Origin of the sequence: Jannaschia aquimarina, from assembly GCF_000877395.1 — a bacterium.
In the GTDB taxonomy this organism is placed as follows: Bacteria; Pseudomonadota; Alphaproteobacteria; order Rhodobacterales; family Rhodobacteraceae; genus Jannaschia; species Jannaschia aquimarina.
The window spans coordinates 13,166-30,517 of record NZ_JYFE01000051.1; the positions used below are offsets into that span (position 1 = coordinate 13,166).

A 17,352-nucleotide genomic window follows, 5' to 3' on the forward strand; every position below is an offset into this window, starting at 1 on the left:
CGCGGCTAGACCGGGGCTCATGGTCGCCCTCGCCTCCCTGCCCCGCAACGAAACCGGCATCGCCACGGCCATCGATATCCTTGCGCAAAGGCTGGGCCCGCGCCTTCAGACCGGCGAGGCGATCCGGACGCAACACGCCAACTCGGCGACCTGGCTCCCGGCGCAGGCCGCCGATGCCGTCGCCTACCTGCAAACGGCGGACGAAGCTGCCGATCTAATCCGCATCTGCGCCGATCACCGCGTCCCGGTCATTCCGTTTGGCACCGGCACCTCGCTGGAAGGCCACATCAACGCGCCGGCCGGCGGCATCTGTGCCGATCTGTCCGGGATGGACCAGGTGCTGGAAATCAACGCGCAGGACGGGGATTGCCGCGTGCAGCCGGGCGTCACCCGCACCCGCCTCAACGAGGAACTCCGCGCCACCGGCCTGTTCTTTCCGATCGACCCTGGCGCGGACGCGTCGCTGGGCGGCATGGCCTCGACCCGGGCCTCGGGCACGAACGCGGTCCGCTACGGCACGATGCGCGATGCGGTGCTGGCGCTTCAGGTCGTGCTGCCGGACGGACGGCTGGTGCGGACGGGGACGCGGGCGCGCAAATCGTCGGCGGGCTACGACCTCACGCGGCTGATGGTGGGGGCCGAAGGCACGCTGGGCCTGATCACCGAGCTGACCCTGCGCCTGCACGGCATTCCCGAGGCGATCCGTGCCGCCGCCTGCACCTTTCCGGACGTGGGCGCGGCCGTCGAGACCTGCATCGCCGTGATCCAGTCCGGCATCCCGATCGCCCGGATCGAATTGCTCGACGCCCTGCAGGTGAGGGCGTGCAACCTCCATTCCGGGCTGGACCTGCCGGAGGCGCCGCTTCTTCTGCTCGAATTCCACGGCAGCCCCGCGGGCGTCGCCGAGCAGGTCGAGACGGTCGCGGCACTGGTCCGGGAGGCGGGCGGATCCGGTTTCCGCTGGGAAGAGCGCGCCGAGGACCGCACGCGCCTTTGGCAGGCCCGCCACGACGCGTATTGGGCGGCCTGCGCGCTGCGTCCCGGGGCCAAGGGTCTTTCGACGGATGTCTGCGTGCCGATCTCAAACCTCGGGCCAGCCATCGAAGCGGCCCAGCGGAAGGCGCGCGAGATGAACCTGCTCGCGCCGGCGCTGGGCCATGTCGGCGACGGCAACTTCCACGTCCTGCTGCTGGTCGACCCGGAGGACGCGGCCGAACGCGCCGGCGCCGACGCCTATATCGAGTGGCTGGCCGAACTGGCCTGGTCGCTGGACGGCACCTGCACCGGTGAGCACGGGATCGGCCAGGGCAAGCGCGCCCTCCTGCGACGCGAAGCCGGCGAGGCGGTGGATGTCATGGCGGCGATCAAGGCGGCGCTTGACCCGCTTGGCATCATGAACCCCGGCAAGATCGTCTGACCCGCCGCCTCAGCCCTTCTTGCCCGGCGTTCCGTCATAGAGCTTGGGCAGATCCGCCCAGACCTCCACATAATCCTCTTGCAGCGGCGCCTCCTGGGCGGCGAACCGCGTGAGATGCTGGGGAAAGCGCGTCTCGAACATGAAGGACATCGTATCCTCCAGCTTGACCGGCTTCAGGTCCGCGTTCGAGGCGCCTTCGAAGGCCCCGCGGTCGGGGCCGTGGGGCAGCATCATGTTGTGCAACGACATGCCCCCCGGCACGAAGCCCTCGGGCTTGGCGTCGTAGATGCCATGGATGTTGCCCATCAGCTCGGACATGATGTTCTTGTGGTACCAGGGCGGACGGAACGTGTCCTCGGCCACCATCCAGCGGTCGCGGAACAGGACGAAGTCGATATTCGCCGTCCCCTCTATGCCCGACGGTGCCGTCAGCACGGTGAAGATGCTCGGGTCCGGATGGTCGAACAGGATCGCGCCCACGGGGCAATAGGTTCGCAGATCGTATTTGCACGGCGCGTAATTGCCGTGCCACGCCACCACGTCCAGCGGGGAATGGTCGATCGACGTGCGGTGGAAGCGACCGCACCACTTGACGGTGACCCTACTGGGCGCGTCGCGATCCTCGAAGGCGGCGACGGGCGTCTTGAAATCGCGCCGGTTGGCCATGCAATTGGCTCCGATCGGACCGCGCCCCGGCAACTCGAACTTCTGCCCGTAATTCTCGCAGACGAAGCCGCGGGCGGGCCCTTCCAAGACCTCGACGCGGTAGACCAGGCCACGCGGCAGGATCGCGACCTCTTGCGGCTCCAGGTCGATGACACCCAACTCGGTGGCAAAGCGCAACCGCCCTTCCTGCGGGACGACCAGCAACTCGCTGTCGGCGGAATAGAAGTATTCGTCCCGCATCGAGTCGGTGACGACATAGACATGCGCCGCCATGCCTACCTGCGTGTTCACGTCGCCCGCGGTGGTCATGGTCCGCATGCCGGTCAGCCAGGTCAGGCCGTCCGCATGGGGAACCGGGTCCCAGCGGAACTGGCCCATGCTGACCACGTCCGGATCCACGGCCGGCGCGGTCTTCCAATATGGCAGCTCGATGGTCTCGAACCGGCTGACATGCCGGACGGAGGGGCGGATGCGATAGCACCACGTCCGCTCGTTCTGGTGACCGGGCGCGGTGAAGGGCGTGCCGGAAAGCTGCTCTCCGTAAAGGCCGTATTCGCATTTCTGGGGGCTGTTCATGCCCTGCGGCAGCGCGCCCGGCAGCGCCTCGGTCTCGAAATCGTTGCCGAAGCCCGGCATGTAGCCGTCACGGGCGGCGTCCGCGCCCCGGACGAGGCCTGAGGGTCTGGTCTGCGTGTTCATGGGCTGACCTCCGTTTGCCTCAGGCTATCGTCCGGAACCGCGGAGGATCAAGCGAGGTAGACGCGGAACCACGCGATCATCCGCTCCTGGGCGAGCGCGGCGGCTTCGGGGTCGTAGCGGGGCGTCGTGTCGTTGTGAAAGCCGTGGTTCACGTCCGGATAGATATGCGCCTCGTAGATCTTGTCGTTCTCTTCCAGGGCACGCTGCATGGCGGGCCAGCCTGCATTGATCCGCTGGTCCAGCGCGGCGTACTGGAACGACAGCGGGGCCTCGATGCGCGGCACGTCTTCGGCCGACGCCTGCCGGCCATAGAAGGGAACGCCCGCATCCAGCTCCGGATAGGCCACCGCGATCGCGTTCACGACGCCCCCGCCATAGCAGAACCCCGTCGCGCCGACCTTGCCGTTGGTGCCGTCCAGTCCCTTGAGGTACTCGAAGCCCGCGAAGAAGTCGTTCATCAGAAGCTCGCCGTCGACCTGGCGCTGCAATTCGCGCCCTTCGTCGTCATTGCCGGGATAGCCGCCGACGCTTGTCAGGCCGTCCGGCGCGAGCGCAACGAATCCGGCCTTCGCGACGCGGCGCGCGACGTCGCGGATATAGGGGTTCAGGCCCCGGTTCTCGTGCACGACCAGCACGGCGGCGGGCGGCCGCTCCGGATCGGTTTCGGCCGGACGCACGAGGTAGCCGTTCACCTCTCCGTGACCATTTGGCGAAGCGTAAGTGATGTCCTCGCCAGAGATGTCCGGGTCGTCCATGGCGACCTGCTGCGCCAGCGCGTAGTTCGGGGACAGCTGTCCCAAGAGCGCCGCCGCCGTCACCCCGCCCACGGCCCATTTGCCGGCCCGGTCGAGGAACTCGCGCTTCGAGATCTTTCCGTGCGCGTAGAAGTCGTAGAGGTCCAGAAGCTCCTGATCGAAGTCCTTCGCGGTCATCCGTTCCATGTCGTCTCTCCCCGGTTTGTACTGTAAGGATAGCGCGACGCCGGGCAGGGCACAGTCGGGCCCGCACCGGTTCATCGACGAGGGGAAGGAACGCCATGAGACGCATCATCGTCGCCACTCTGCTGGCCCTGTCCACACCAGCCTCCGCCCAACAGGTCGGCGAGGTCGGCGTCGACTGGGTAGGGAACGACATCATCATCGAGGCCATCGCCGACCCCGAGGTCGAAGGCGTGACCTGTCACGTCGCCTATTTCGAGCGCAGCCTCATCGACCGCCTCAGCCAGGGCAATTGGTTCGAGGACCCGTCGAACGCGTCCATCGCCTGCAGACAGACCGGCCCGATCCGCATCGGCGATATCGACCGCAGCCCCGACGGAGAGCAGGTCTTCCGCGAAAGCCGGTCCATCATCCTCAAGACCCTGCGGATCAAGCGCATTTTCGACGAGGCGAACCAGACCCTGATCTACCTCGCCCACGCGCAGGAACTGACGGAAGGATCGGCCAAGATGTCGATCTCGACCGTTCCTCTCTACAATGCCACACTGGCCGAGGCACCGACGGAGTGAGCCGCCGGCCCACCGTCAGATGTTGAGGAATCGCTGGGCAATCCGCGGTAGAAGCTGGCGGAATTTGAGCGGTGCATCCGTGACCACGAGGCAGATGCAATCCTCGCCCAGATCGGCGACGGGCATGTGCTGGGTCTGGTCGTCGGCGACTTCGATGTCGCCACGGGCGAACCGTTCGTCACCGTCGATGAAGGCGCCCTTGAGGACCAGCGTCACCTCGGTGCCCGAATGCCCATGGTCCGGCATCGCCTGACCCGCCGGGATCGACAGGAGACGCGCGGTCCCGTCCGCACCGGATTCGAGGACGACCTGCCGGACGCCCATGCCGACAGATTTCCAGCGCAGATCGTCGAGATCGCCGCCTGCCGCATCGCGCAGGGGCTTGGGCAGCACCGCACCCTCGCTGGGCGCCTTCTCGTCCCAGCGGACCGTCTCTTCGGGCGGAGCGGACTGGATCCGCTCCATCACGCACTCGAAGCTGTCATCCCTGAGCGGTGCCACGCGGGAGCGTTCCACCAGGGCGCCGCCAAGCTCCTCGAACCCGGCCAGGCGGGCGCGCGCGTCATCGTCCAGCGACACGGCGCTGGCCACCATCAGATCCATTGCTGCCGGCAGACGTCCTGCCGCGTAGCCCAGCAGCAGATCGTCCCCGATCGGATGTGTCACGGTCATCGTTTCGTCCCTTCGTCCCCGCCAATCGACATAGGCCGGGTCCTATCAGTGTCCATTGCGCTTCTGAGACGCGTGATTGCAAGCCGGATGCGGCTTTTGATCGTCCCCAGAGGCAATCCGGTCGCATCCGCGATTTCGGTATGTGTCAGGTCGCCGTAGAAGGCCCTCTCGACCAGATCGCGCTGCTTGGGCGGCAATTGCGCCACGGCATCGGCCAGACGGCGGCTGTCCTCCTGCAAGGCCAGCGCGTCGACCTGCTCGGGGTTCGGTTCGGGACCCCAGGGCAGATCCTCCGGCTCGGGCCTGCGGGCCCGGCGGATCAGGTCGATCCGGCGGTTCCGCGCGATGGCGAACAGCCACGTCGCCACGCTCGCCCGCTGGGGGTCGAACATGTGCGCCTTTCTCCAGACCGTCACCATCACGTCCTGCATCACATCCTCAGCCGCGCCTTCCGGCATGCCGCCCCGCATCAGGAACGCCTTCACCCGCGGTCCGTACTGACGGAACAGGGCCTCGAACGCGCCGCGGTCCCGGCTTCTGCCGACGGCCACGAGTTGCGCGGTCCAGTAGCCCTCGTCTTGTACGTCGATGGACACGCGGCGCTCCGGGTTCAGGCCATGGGACGGACGTGGTAACTCCACGACGTCCGACCCTTCGCAATATCCGGCAGTATCACGCATTCATCAACCTCCACACGCCCACGACTGAGGTCCAACACCGGATCAGTCCCAAGCTGCGACGTCGCGTCACGCCTTTCGCTTGATCCGAAGCGCGATACAGCGCGTAATGCTCACGACTTCCCAACAAGACGAGAGACCATCACGTGCCCTTCGAACGGACCGGCCCGACCCCCAGACGCATCGCCGTCATCGGAGGCGGGATCAGCGGCATGGCCGCAGCCCTTGAACTGGCGCGCGACCATGCCGTCACCCTGATCGAGTCCGAGACTCGGCTCGGCGGTCACGCCCGCACCGTGATTGCCGGGAAAAACGGCGATCAGCCGGTGGATACGGGCTTCATCGTCTTCAACAAGGTCAACTATCCGCATCTCGTCGCGCTCTTCGACAGGCTCGACGTGCCGATCGCCGACAGCGACATGACCTTCGCCGCCTCCCTGCGCGGCGGACGGCTGGAATACTCGACGCGCACCGTCGACACATTGTTCGCACAGCGGCGCAACCTGCTGCACCCCCGCTTCATGGGCATGGTCCGCGATATCATGCGGTTCAACGCCAACGCGGCCGAGGCCCGCAAGGACGGCTCGATGTCCCTGCGCGAGTTCCTCGACAGCCTCGGCCTGGGTCATGCCTTCCGCGAATGGTATCTCGGCCCCATCTCCGGCGCGATCTGGTCCACCCCCCGGTCCGAGATCATGGATTTCCCCGCCGAGGCGATGATCCGCTTCTTCGACAACCACAACCTGCTGCACCATAGCGGCCAGCATGCCTGGTTCACGGTGAAGGGCGGGTCGATCGAATATGTTCGCCGGCTGGAAGCCGAGCTGCGCCGCCTGGGCGTCGAGATCCGCACCGGGGCGCCCGTCCAGGCGGTCACCCGCGCCCATGGCGGCGCTCAGGTCAAGCTCGACGGCGCCGAATGGGATAGCTTCGACGAGGTGATCCTGGCCACCCATGCCGATGTGTCGCTGCGCCTGCTCGCCGATGCCGACCCCGAGGAACAGGCGATCCTGTCCCGTATCCGGACGCAGCCGAACGAGGCCGTCCTCCATTCCGACCCGGCGCAGATGCCCCGCAACCGAAAGTGCTGGGCCTGCTGGAACTACGTCGAGGGTGACACACCGCCAGAGCGCATCGGACTGACCTACTGGATGAACGAGCTTCAGCCGATCCCCAAGGACGACCCGCTCTTCGTCACGCTCAACCCGCAGACCCCGATCCGCGAGGATCTGATCCACGACGTGACCACCTTCCGGCATCCGCTCTATGATCTGCCGATGCTCTCGGCGGTCGAGGAACTCAAGGCCCGGAACGGGACACGGGGTACCTGGTATTGCGGGGCCTGGATGCGGAACGGGTTCCACGAGGACGGCTACGCCTCCGCGGTCGCGGTGGCGCGCGCCATGGCGCGTCGCGACGCGGTGGACGCCGCCGCGTGAGCCGGACCCAGCATATTCCCGCCCGCACCTTCCACGGTCGGGAAGAGGCGCCCGGCGTCCGCAACGCCTTTACCTACGGCGTCGACTACGTACTGCTCGAACCCGAAGCCACACCTCGCTTGCCCTGGCCCATGAGACTGAACGCCCGCGCGCCCGTCTCGCTCTGGGCGTCTGATCATGGCGGCCCTCCGGGAAAGGGCACGGGTACGGCGTGGGTGCGCCGCGTGCTCGACGATCTGGATGCGCCCGTCGATTGGGGACGGATCGACCTGCTCGCTCAGCCCCGCGTGCTGGGACATGTCTTCAACCCGGTCTCCTTCTGGCTGTGCCACGATACCGACGGCGTGCTGCGGCTGGTCATCCCCGAAGTGACGAACACCTACGGCGACCGCCATTCCTACCTCGTCCATGCGGACGGGTTCGCCGCGATCACGCCCGAGATGCGGTTGACCGCCCGCAAGTCGCTCCACGTCTCGCCCTTTCAGCCCGTCGAAGGGGGCTACACGTTCCGCTTCGATTTCCGGGATGACCATATCGGCATCTGGATCGACTACCGCCACCAAGCCGGACGCCTGCTAGCGACGCTCGCCGGCCCGCGCCGCGCGCTGACCACGGGCGGGTTGCTGCGCGCGATGGCGCGCCGGCCGTTCGGGTCGCGGCGGGTGTTGGGCCTGATCCACTGGCAGGCGCTCAAGCTCTGGTGGAAGGGCGCGCCCTTCCGGACCCGGCCGACGCCCCCCGCGCAAGAGGTCTCCCGCTGAGCGGCCTTCCCCGATACGCCGCCTTCGCCGCCATCCTCTCCGCCGCCGGGCTGCCGATCTACATCCACGCGCCGCGCTTCTACGTGGACAGCTACGGCGTGACGCTGGCGCAGCTTTCGGTCGCGCTCTTTGCGCTGCGCCTCATCGACGTGGTGCAGGACCCGCTGCTGGGTCGCCTGGCCGAGATGACGCGCGCCCGCCGCGCCGCCATGGTCGCGGGCGCCGGGTCGATCATGGCGGTGTCGATGGTGGCGCTCTTCGCCGTTCCGCCGCTTCTGCCGCCGGTCTGGTGGTTCGCGCTCTCGCTTGCGGGTCTCTTCACGTCCTTCTCGTTCCTGACGATCTGTTTCTACGCCCAGGGCGTGACCAAGGCCGAAGACCTCGGCTCGGCCCATGTCCGGCTCGCCGCGTGGCGCGAGACGGGGGCGCTGGCCGGGGTCTGCGTGGCGGCGATCCTGCCCACGGCGCTCGCCTTCACGGGGGCGCCCTTCGCGCTCTATGCCGGGATCTTCGTGATCGCCGTCCTCGTGGCCATTACCTTGATGGCACCCGAGTGGCGCGCCACCGGAACAGAGGCCCCCTCGACCGGGCTGCGCGCCATCCTGCGCGACGGACCGGCCCGCTGGCTGCTTGCCGTGGCGCTCCTGAACGCGACGCCGGTCGCCGTGACGTCGACGCTGTTCCTGTTCTTCGTGATCGACCGCCTCGAGGCGCCGGGCATGGAGGGTCCGCTGCTCCTTCTGTTCTTCGTCTCGGCCGCGGCATCGGCCCCGCTCTGGGGGCGGATCGCGCAATCCCAGGGCCCGCGCCGCACCCTTATGGCGGCGATGGTGCTGGCCATCGTGACCTTCGCTTTCGCCCTGACCCTCGGCGCGGGCGACGTGGCCGCCTTTGCGGTGATCTGCGTCGCGTCCGGTGCCGCGATGGGGGCGGACCTGACGCTTCTGCCCGCCCTCTTCGCGCGGCGCATGGCGACCATCGCACCGTCCGGCGCGGACGGGTTCGGCCTCTGGGCCTTTGTGACCAAGCTGACGCTCGCCTTCGCGGCCATCGCCCTCTTTCCGGCGCTCGAGGCGGCGGGCCTGAACACGGGCGGCGAAAGCCCGGACGCCGCGCTGACCCTTCTGACGCTGCTCTATGCGGGCCTCCCGCTGGCGCTGAAGGCTGCCGCCCTTGCCGCGCTCGCCCTCGCCCCCATCTCCGACGAAAGACAGGAGACGAGACATGCGTGACTTCCGCGGCACCCGCTATTGGCTGATCGGCGCTTCAGACGGGCTGGGTGCGGCGCTGGCCCGCAAGCTCTCGGCGGCGGGGGCGGAGGTCATCCTCTCCGCCCGCTCCGAAGACAAGCTGCGCGAGGTTGCCGACACGCTGCCGGGCCGGGCACAGGTCCTGCCCTGCGACGTCTCGGACCGCGCCGATGTCGAACGCGCCGCGAACGAGGCCGGAGAGATCGACGGCATGGTCTTCCTCGCCGGGGTCTACTGGCCCCAGCCCGCGCAGGAGTGGAATGCCGAGCAGGTCGAGGCGATGGCCGACGTCAACTTCACCGGCGCCGTCCGCGCGGTGGGCGCCGTGATCGGCCCGATGGTCGAGCGCGACCGGGGCCACATCGTGCTGACCGGCTCGCTCTCGGGCTTCCGCGGCCTGCCCGGCGCGACGGGCTACGGCGCGTCCAAGGCGGGCGTCATGTGGCTGGCCGAGGGGATGCATGCCGACCTGCGCCGCACCGGCGTTCTGGTCCAGGTGGCCAATCCCGGCTTCATCCGCACCCGCCTGACGGACAAGAACGACTTCTCCATGCCCCAACTCATGGAGCCCGAAGAGGCCGCGCAGCACATGTTCGAGCTGATGCTGACCGACGACTTCAAGCGCAGCTTCCCCACCCCCTTCGCTTGGCTCTTCCGCGTCGGAGGCCAGTTCCTGCCCGACTGGGCGTGGTACGGGATGATGAAGAAAGGGTGAGGGGGCGTGGCGTGACGGAGCTGCCGTTAATCGGCATCCGCTGGAGGTCCGGTTTTGCAGATAGCTATACGTCCGCGACGTCAGCCTGAAACGCTCTGCCCTTTTTCTACGGCGTGCAGTGCCGCGCCGCTCGCCAGCACCCCGAGCGCAATGCGTAGGGCATGGAGCCAGAGCCACATCGCGAGGGTCGCAGGCACGGCGGCGGATGCCACCGCGCCGTTCGCGAAGGCAGCGTTGGTCGGCAGGTGGTATACCGCGGTGACGAACCCGACCCCCGCCATGGAGGCCACTGCCAAGAGCCATGCGGGACGGCGCGTCCGGTCGTGCCGGGCAAGCCAGAGCGAGGCGAGGAGGCCGAGGGCGGCCGGGCCGGCGACCACCTGGATGGCGCGCGCGATGAAACCTTCGTTCGCCGCAAACCAGGCGAGGAAGGCGTCCGGCGGTAGGCTCCGCCAGTAGCCGCCGAAGGCGATGCCGATGCAGATCATCGTGCCGGTGAAGAACGAGGCCCACAGCACAGCAAGATAGCCAAAGGCGGTCCTCATGCGACCACCCCCGACCCGCAGGCATGGGCGCGGATCCGCCGCGCGCGCATCCGCATTCCCGCGCGCATGTTGAGGCCAAGCAGGACGATATTGATGGCCCCGGCGACCAGCTCGACCGCCTGCACCGTGGTAAAGGCCGCATCGAAGGCGCCGTGCCATGCCTTCCATGCGAGGAAGATCGCGGAGGGAACGAGCACCAAGAGGCCATTCGCCGCCGCGAGTCTCATGCGGCGCTGCTTGCCTCGGATGATTGGCGCGGCGGAGCGCCCGGCCAGCCTGCTGCCGCTGCCACCCGCAGCCGCGAGCGCGACAACAAGAATCGGAAGCGCGTAGAGGATGCCTGTTCGGACGGCGGCGATGCCGGAATGCCCAAAGGCCAGCTCGGCGACGACGGCCGAGGTCCAGAACGTAAAAACGGTGAGGAGGGCCACCGATCCCGCGACCGCGTGGAGGATGACGAGGGAGGAGCGTTTCATAGCACTATCCTTTCCAATAGCGTGCTATGTATCCAGATAGCATTGCATAGCGCGCTATGCAAGTGGTAAAGGAATGTATATGACGAGAGACCGTTTCGACCGCACCCGCTCAGCAGGCTACCTCGCCAACCACATGGCGCGGCTTTTCGCGCAGCGCCTGCACGAGCGCATCCGGCCCCTCGGCTTAGCCCCGGCGCAGTTCATGACGCTCTTGGAGCTGTGGGACGAGGACGGCCTCACCCAGCGCGACCTCGTCGACCGGCTGGACGTCGAGCAAGCAACGATGGCCAACACCCTGGCGCGCATGGAACGCGACGGGCTGATCGAGCGCCGCGCGCACGAAGCGGACGCACGGGCGAAGACCATCCACCTCACGAGACGTGCGCGCGACCTACGCGGGCCGGCCGAGGCGGCGGCGCGCGAAGTCAACGCGATGGCCATGGAAGGCATGGAGGCGGCGGAACGGGAGCGGTTCGTCGTGGCCATCGGCAAGGCGGTGGAAGGATTGAAGGTAGGGGCACAGACTGACCGGTAGGGCGCACCCACACAGAAGACCGGAGTGAACCCATTTCGTTGACTCGATTGGGTTGCCAGCAGATTTCGGCACGTCGTCGGGGGAAGCTCTAGAGGTATGCGAAACGTTGGGAGCGGCCATTCGTGCCCCACGCAGCATCAATCGCTTTGGGCTCGAAGCGGACGTCGCCCCCCACTCTATCCCGCCAGAAAACGCATCCCCATCCCCCGGGTCGTCCGTTGACGCGGCCCCCCAGTGTCCTCTTGCAACCCCGCTCCCAGACGGATGCCACCCACCTGCGCCTCGGGATCCATCCCCCCCGCCCATCACGACCACATCTTCGGCCGCGCATGAAAAAGGCGGCGCACGTGGCGCCGCCCTCTCGCTCGATCCGGTCCGATCAGTTGAAGGGATCGGTCTCTGCGTTGATGCGCATCGCGGCGTCCAGAAGCTCGGAGCCGACCACGTCGCGGAACTCGATCAGGATCGGAGCGAACGCGTCGCGCCATTTCTGAAGTTCGTCCGGAGAGAGCCGGATGACGATGCCGTCATCGTACAGGATCTCTTCGCGCGCCATCTGGTTGAGTTCGTAGGCGAAGCGGTTGCGCTCATGCGTGACCAGATCCGCCAGTTCGACGAATTCCCGCCGGGTCTGCGGATCGAGCCCGTCCAGAAAGCGCGTCGACGTCATGAACACGTAGCCGAGATAGGTGTGGTTCGTCTCGGTCACGGCCGCCTGATGCAGATAGAACTCCTTCGAGTAGATGTTCGACCACGTATTCTGCTGTCCCTGCACCTCGCCCGAGGCGAGCGCATCGTGGACGTCCTTGAAGGCGAGCTTCTTGGGCGTGATCCCCATCAGTTCGATCTGCCGGTTGATGATCGGCGTCGAGGCCTGCACCCGGAAGGTCCGTCCCGCACCGTCGTAAGGTCCTCTCAGCGGCACGTCGGCCGAGAGTTGACGCATCCCGTTCGACCAGAAGTTCAGGCCGTAGAACCCGTCATCCTCCAGTTCGGACAGCAGATGCCGGCGCGCGTCATCGGAGTTGAAGAACTCCATCGCGTGAAGCGGACCGTCGAACAGGAACGGGATCTCGAAGAGCTGGAAGCGCGGCGTGAACGGCGACAGCTTCGACATCGACGGCGCGGCGAAATGGACCTCGCCGGCCAGCATGGCTTCGAACAGTTCCGGACCATCCGTGTAGAGATCCGAATTGCCGAAGACCTCGACGCAATAGCGCCCGTCCATGCGCTCGTTGACCACCTCGGCGAACGAGGCCGCCGCCTCTCCTTTCGGGTGACCGCTGATCGCCGTGATATGCGAGAAGACGAGCCGTTCTTCGTTCGGATCGCACCCGGCTGGATCGGCGACCGCCGCCACGGGGGTCAGCGCGACCGAAGCGGCAAGGGCCAGGGACTTCATGTTCATGTCAGCACTCCTGTGCGGGGCGCGGCCGGGTTTCGGGCGGCCATGATCTGCGTTCGAATGTTCATGTCCGGGCCGCTCACGAGTCGGTCCCTGCCGCGATGTCCTGCACCCAGACCTCGACGCGGCGGTTGATGCGGCGTCCGTTGTCGGTCTCGTTGCAGCCCAGGGGCGATACCTCGCCGTAGCCGGCCGCCCGTGTCCGGACCCGCGACCGCAGGTCGGGGAAGCGCGACAAGACCACGTTGCGGACCGTCTCGGCGCGCTGCACCGACAGGGCCTGGTTCAGATCCGCCTTGCCGACCGAGTCGGTGAAGCCGACGAAGATCAGCTCCTTGTTGGCGAATTCGGGGCTCTGGAGCATCCGCCCCAGACGCATCACGTCCTGTTGCGACCGCGAGGTCAGGCGCGAAGAGCCCGTCTCGAAGCGGAACGTCGTCGTCAGACGGTCGGCGTTCAGCAGCAGCGAGACCATCTCGCGCATCGCGAAGACGTCCTCGGGCGTCTCGTTGGCCATGATCGAGGACGCCACCCGGAGGCCCTGCTCGTTGATCGAGATCTCGCCGATCTCCTGGTTCACGAAGCCGACCTTCTCGACGATGTCCTGACCGGCCTCGCTCTCGATGAAGCGCAGCATCTCGCGCGCGGTATCGGGCAGGCGGCGGTTGTCCTGGTAGAGGTACAGAAGCCGGGTGAGCGGGTATTCCTCCGTCTGGATGGTAAATTCGGAAGCCGGCGTCCGGATCCCGCAGACACCCTCGATCTCCAGCGAGGCCGCCTCGCCCACGTTGGCGAAGGACGTGAAGCCCAGACCGGCCGGGTCGCGTGCGACGGCCTTGGCCACCTCGGCGTCGGTGTCCATAACCTGGACATTCGCCGCCAGCGACAGCCCGTTGGGCCGCATCAGCAGACCGTCGAACACCTCGCGGGTGCCGGTGTCGTTGCCCCGGACATACAGGTTGATCGGGCCGGGCCGGCCGCCGAGTTCCCGCCAGTCGGTGATGACGCCGCCGAAGGCCAGCGCCGCGTTGATCTCGGTGATCGCGCGCACCGGGTTCTCCGGATGCGTCGCCAGCACGAGCCCGTCCAGCGCGATGACATGCTCCTGGCCTTCCTCGCGCAGCTCGCCGCGACCGGCTTCGGCGAAGCGGCGCGCCTCGCGGTTCCGGGCCGGACGCGACGCCAGCGCGAAGGTGGCCTCGTTGTCGTAGAGCGCGTCCAGACCGGCCCGCGTATCGGACGCGGTCACGAAGACGGTCTCGTCCTCCGTCGCACCCGAGAACAGGGCATAGGCCTTGGAATTCGCGTCGAGCGACAGGACCTGGCCACCGCTCTGCTCGCCCGAGAAGGCGGCCAGAAGGGACGGGAAAAGCTCATCCGCCAGAACGCGGGAACCGGCCACCCGGAAGCCCTGCAGAGCGGGGTTCGGACAGCCATCGCCCTCGCAATAGGCGAGGTCCTGACTGATGGTGACCTCGCCCAGTGCGGTCCGCAGCAGGTAGTTCCCGTCCTGCGTCGACAAGAGTTCGCCGCGCAGATGCGTGGCGCCGTCCTTGGATTGGAGTGTGACCATCTCTGCTGCCACAGGGGCCGCGAGGGCGGTCGAAAGCGTCAGCATCGCCGCGAGTTGGATTTTTCTGCGTTTGATCATGTGATCCGTGTCCCGTTCCCATAAATTCACTCGCGCGATACCGGTGCGCATCACAATTTCCCGTCCCGACCATTGGGTCGTCATACCGATGGCGGAGCAGATCACCGGAGAAAGGCGACAATTGTGCTCGAATACGGCGGATACTCGGTGATATCGGCGCCATTTGGCGGTGCCGGCCATTTCTCGCACCAAGGCATGCGGGCGCGAATGACCGTGCATCTTCGCTGGGACGAGGCGTCAGGCCGGGCGGGGCAACTCCGGCAAGATCACAGCCAGACGACCTCCGGCAGGAAGATATAGCCCGCGCCGTAGATCGTCTTGATGATCCGCGGGTCCTTCGGATCCTCGCCCAGCTTGGCGCGCAGGCGGCTGACGCGCACATCCATCGCACGGTCGAAGCTCTCGCCCGCCGCGCCGCCCAGCGCCTCCTGCATCTCGGCCCGCGTGATCAGGCGGCGCGGGCGGTCGAGGAACAGGCGCAGCACTTCGCCCTCGGCCTGGCTGAACGTCGCGGCCCCCTCTCCGCCGGTCAGGCTGTGGGCGTCGAAATCCACCTCCCACGCGGCGAACCGGGCGCGGTTTCGCGCCGCCGGAGACGGCTTGCGCAGGCGGGCGCGGATGCGGGCGACGATTTCTTCGGGGGCCACGGGTTTGACGACGTAATCGTCGGCGCCCAATTCCAGCCCCGCCACCCGGTCGGCCACGCCGCCGCGGCCCGAGACGATGATGATCGCCGCGCCGCCCTCCAGCGCGAGCCGCGAGACCACGGCCAGGCCATCGCGATCCGGCAGTGACAGATCGACGAGGCAGATATCGGGCATCCTGCGCTGCAGGGCCGCCTCGAAGGCGTCGGCCCGGCCGAAGGCCGCGACCTCCATCCCCGCGCCGCGCACCGCCTCCGACAGCGCCTCGCGCACGGCGGGGTCATCGTCGAGGATGGCGACCCGCGCGGTCATGGCAGCACCGCCGACAGCTTCTCGACCGAGAACGGCTTGCGGATCACAGGCCAGTCCGCCGCCGCTTCCCGCCAGAGCGGGGCGTCCGGCGGCAGCGATGTCATCAATGCGACGGGCAGACCCCGTGCCGCCGCCTCCCGAGCCAGGTCCAACCCGGATTCGGCGGTCCGCAGCATGATGTCCGACAGGACCAGCCCAAGCCCGTCGATATCCAGCAACCCCCGCGCCTCCTCCACGCCCGAAGCCTCCAGCACCGAATGGCCCGAGGCGACCAGCCGGTCGCGCGCCGCCTCGCGGATGTGGACCGCGTCCTCCACCAGCAGGACCAGCGTTGGCGGCAGGCCGGGCGGCGGCTGGCGCAACGGCAGCCGCAACGCGATCCGGGCGCCCCCGCGCTTGCCGTTCGACAGGGCCATGCGCCCGCCCGCCAGCTTGACCACGTCGTAGACCATGGACAGGCCCAGCCCGGTCCCGTCTTCTCCCTTCTCGGTGAAGAACGGCTCCACGCCCCGCGCCAAGGCCGCTTCGGAGAACCCCGGCCCGGTATCGGCGACCTCGATCTCGACCCAGGTGTCCCGGATCGGCCGCGCCGACAGCGTGATCGCACCGCCCTCGGGCATCGCGTCCCGGGCGTTCAGCACGAGGTTGAGCAAAGCGTCGCGCAACGCGTCCGGGTCCAGCAGAACCGGATCGTCCAACCCGTTGACCCGGCTCGACAGCGTGACCGACCGGGTCAGCGACGGCCCGGCCAGCGCCTCGACCTCTGCCAGGAGCGCCCTCAGATCCACGGCGCGGGGCGTCAGGTCGCGCGGCCCCGACAGGCCCGCGATCCGGTCCAGCAGACCCGCGCCGCGCGTCGCGGCCAGACGGATGGCATCCACCGCCTCTCCGGCCTCGCCGGGCAGTTCCATCCGGCCCAGCTTGTCCGACAGGCCGAGGATCGCCGTCAGCAGGTTGCCGAAATCGTGGGCCATGCCGCTGGTCAGTTGCGCCGCGACCTGACGGCCTGCCGCCTGCGCCAGCGCCGCACGGGCCTGCGCCTCCTGGGTGACGTCCATCGACAGGGCGTAGACGCCCACCACCTCGTCACCGTCCCGGTCCGGGGTGAAGCTGACGCGCAGGCGCCGCCCGGACGCCTCGTGCGTGACCTCGAAGGCATCCTCGTCCCCGCCCAGCGCGCGTTCCAGGTGGGGCCGAACGGCGGGCCAGATCGGCGCCAGCACGTCCTCCATCGCACGGCCCACGATATCGGGCCCCGCACCGGGCAGCACATCGCCCAGCCTGCGGTTCGAGAAGGTGTAGCGCCTGTCTCGCCCGACCCGCGCGATATGGGCGGGCAGCATCTCGGTGGTCAGCCGGATGCGCGCGGCCATCTCGGTCGCCTCGGTCCGGGCGATGTCGGCGATGGCGCGCGCCGCCTCCAGACGACGGTTGGCGGCGGCCAGTTCCTCCGCATGGGCCAGCACCTGATCCGACAGCACCTCCGAGCGCGCGCGCAAAAGCCGCTCCTGCGCCTTGATCGCGGTGATGTCGGTATAGACCGCCACCCAGCCCCCTTCGGGCAGCGGAGATCCCTCGACCGAGACGACCTGCCCGCTTGGTCGCGTCCGTTCCAGGTAATGCGGCTCGAAGGTGCGCGCTTGGGCCACGCGCTCGGCCACGGCGGCGTCGATATCGTCCACCTCGCCGTACTCGCCCCGCTCGGCGAGAAACCGGATCGTGTCGGCGAAGGCCGCGCCGGGACGCACCAGCCGGGGCGGCAGGTCGAACATGGCGGCGAACATGCGGTTCGAGACGGCCAGCCGCAGGTCGGCATCGTAGATCGACAGCCCCTGCCCGATCAGGTTCAGCCCCGCCCGCGTCAGCTCGGCCGTCTTCATCGCCGCCCTCCCCGCGCCCGATGCGGGCGACGTTAGACCAGCCGCGCCCCCGCCGGAAGCGGCCCCGCGCCCCTCCTCTCGGTAACAATTCGTTAGGATCC

The 17,352-nt window shown here is 67.9% G+C and carries 17 protein-coding genes; 7 read left to right on the forward strand and 10 right to left on the reverse strand.

Annotated features, from left to right (window positions below; genetic code table 11):
• Positions 1–19: 19 nt before the first annotated feature.
• Complete coding sequence (locus tag jaqu_RS14480; protein WP_043919713.1) at positions 20–1,417, forward strand: FAD-binding oxidoreductase; 1,398 nt, start codon at positions 20–22, stop codon at positions 1,415–1,417.
• A 9-nt stretch (positions 1,418–1,426) separates the two neighbouring features.
• Here the strand turns inward: jaqu_RS14480 and hmgA are convergent, their stop codons facing one another.
• Both hmgA and yghX read right to left on the reverse strand, forming a co-directional pair.
• Positions 1,427–2,782, reverse strand: a complete 1,356-nt coding sequence (gene hmgA / locus jaqu_RS14485) for a homogentisate 1,2-dioxygenase (protein WP_043919714.1) — start codon at positions 2,780–2,782, stop codon at positions 1,427–1,429.
• Between the two features lie 47 nt (positions 2,783–2,829).
• A complete protein-coding gene (gene yghX / locus jaqu_RS14490; protein WP_043919715.1) occupies positions 2,830–3,723 on the reverse strand; it encodes a YghX family hydrolase in 894 nt (297 codons plus the stop codon).
• A 95-nt stretch (positions 3,724–3,818) separates the two neighbouring features.
• On the opposite strand from yghX, the gene jaqu_RS14495 reads away from it, so the two are divergent.
• The gene (locus jaqu_RS14495) at positions 3,819–4,289 is read left to right on the forward strand and encodes a CreA family protein (protein WP_043919716.1); all 471 of its coding nucleotides are present in this window, start codon (positions 3,819–3,821) and stop codon (positions 4,287–4,289) included.
• 15 nt (positions 4,290–4,304) lie between these two features.
• On the opposite strand, the gene jaqu_RS14500 is transcribed toward jaqu_RS14495, so the two are convergent.
• Together jaqu_RS14500 and jaqu_RS14505 are read right to left on the reverse strand one after the other, a co-directional pair.
• Positions 4,305–4,961 (reverse strand): ChrR family anti-sigma-E factor, encoded by a 657-nt coding sequence (locus tag jaqu_RS14500; protein ID WP_043919717.1) that lies wholly within the window; start codon positions 4,959–4,961, stop codon positions 4,305–4,307.
• Complete coding sequence (locus jaqu_RS14505) at positions 4,958–5,641, reverse strand: sigma-70 family RNA polymerase sigma factor (RefSeq protein ID WP_084629887.1); 684 nt, start codon at positions 5,639–5,641, stop codon at positions 4,958–4,960. Before jaqu_RS14505 ends, jaqu_RS14500 begins: the two co-directional genes overlap by 4 nt.
• A 143-nt stretch (positions 5,642–5,784) precedes the next feature.
• Between jaqu_RS14505 and jaqu_RS14510 the strand changes: the two genes are divergently transcribed.
• The 4 genes from jaqu_RS14510 to jaqu_RS14525 are packed head-to-tail and all read left to right on the forward strand — an operon-like array spanning position 5,785 to position 9,803.
• On the forward strand, positions 5,785–7,077 hold the full coding sequence (locus tag jaqu_RS14510; protein WP_043919719.1) for an NAD(P)/FAD-dependent oxidoreductase: 1,293 nt from the start codon (positions 5,785–5,787) through the stop codon (positions 7,075–7,077).
• Positions 7,074–7,838: a DUF1365 domain-containing protein gene (locus jaqu_RS14515; protein WP_043919720.1), complete on the forward strand. Its 765-nt coding sequence runs from the start codon at positions 7,074–7,076 to the stop codon at positions 7,836–7,838. Before jaqu_RS14510 ends, jaqu_RS14515 begins: the two co-directional genes overlap by 4 nt.
• Complete coding sequence (locus tag jaqu_RS14520; protein WP_043919762.1) at positions 7,835–9,070, forward strand: MFS transporter; 1,236 nt, start codon at positions 7,835–7,837, stop codon at positions 9,068–9,070. Before jaqu_RS14515 ends, jaqu_RS14520 begins: the two co-directional genes overlap by 4 nt.
• On the forward strand, positions 9,063–9,803 hold the full coding sequence (locus jaqu_RS14525; RefSeq protein ID WP_043919721.1) for an SDR family NAD(P)-dependent oxidoreductase: 741 nt from the start codon (positions 9,063–9,065) through the stop codon (positions 9,801–9,803). Before jaqu_RS14520 ends, jaqu_RS14525 begins: the two co-directional genes overlap by 8 nt.
• Before the next feature lie 80 nt (positions 9,804–9,883).
• Here jaqu_RS14525 and jaqu_RS14530 read toward each other — a convergent pair whose 3' ends face one another.
• Together jaqu_RS14530 and jaqu_RS14535 are read right to left on the reverse strand one after the other, a co-directional pair.
• On the reverse strand, positions 9,884–10,348 hold the full coding sequence (locus jaqu_RS14530) for an anthrone oxygenase family protein (protein ID WP_043919722.1): 465 nt from the start codon (positions 10,346–10,348) through the stop codon (positions 9,884–9,886).
• Positions 10,345–10,824, reverse strand: coding sequence for a hypothetical protein (locus tag jaqu_RS14535; RefSeq protein ID WP_043919723.1), 480 nt, complete (start codon positions 10,822–10,824; stop codon positions 10,345–10,347). The genes jaqu_RS14530 and jaqu_RS14535 overlap by 4 nt, the downstream gene beginning before the upstream one ends.
• A 79-nt stretch (positions 10,825–10,903) precedes the next feature.
• Between jaqu_RS14535 and jaqu_RS14540 the strand changes: the two genes are divergently transcribed.
• The gene (locus jaqu_RS14540) at positions 10,904–11,359 is read left to right on the forward strand and encodes a MarR family winged helix-turn-helix transcriptional regulator (RefSeq protein ID WP_043919724.1); all 456 of its coding nucleotides are present in this window, start codon (positions 10,904–10,906) and stop codon (positions 11,357–11,359) included.
• Positions 11,360–11,738: 379 nt separating this feature from the next.
• On the opposite strand, the gene dctP is transcribed toward jaqu_RS14540, so the two are convergent.
• From dctP to jaqu_RS14560, 4 genes are all read right to left on the reverse strand, one after another.
• Positions 11,739–12,767: a TRAP transporter substrate-binding protein DctP gene (gene dctP / locus jaqu_RS14545; protein WP_052500990.1), complete on the reverse strand. Its 1,029-nt coding sequence runs from the start codon at positions 12,765–12,767 to the stop codon at positions 11,739–11,741.
• Between the two features lie 76 nt (positions 12,768–12,843).
• Positions 12,844–14,415 carry a phosphate ABC transporter substrate-binding/OmpA family protein gene (locus tag jaqu_RS14550; RefSeq protein WP_043919764.1) on the reverse strand — a complete coding sequence of 524 codons (1,572 nt, stop codon included), beginning with the start codon at positions 14,413–14,415 and terminating at the stop codon, positions 12,844–12,846.
• A gap of 266 nt (positions 14,416–14,681) precedes the next feature.
• Positions 14,682–15,371 (reverse strand): response regulator transcription factor, encoded by a 690-nt coding sequence (locus jaqu_RS14555; protein ID WP_043919725.1) that lies wholly within the window; start codon positions 15,369–15,371, stop codon positions 14,682–14,684.
• Complete coding sequence (locus jaqu_RS14560; protein WP_043919726.1) at positions 15,368–17,251, reverse strand: hybrid sensor histidine kinase/response regulator; 1,884 nt, start codon at positions 17,249–17,251, stop codon at positions 15,368–15,370. The genes jaqu_RS14555 and jaqu_RS14560 overlap by 4 nt, the downstream gene beginning before the upstream one ends.
• Positions 17,252–17,352: the final 101 nt, after the last annotated feature.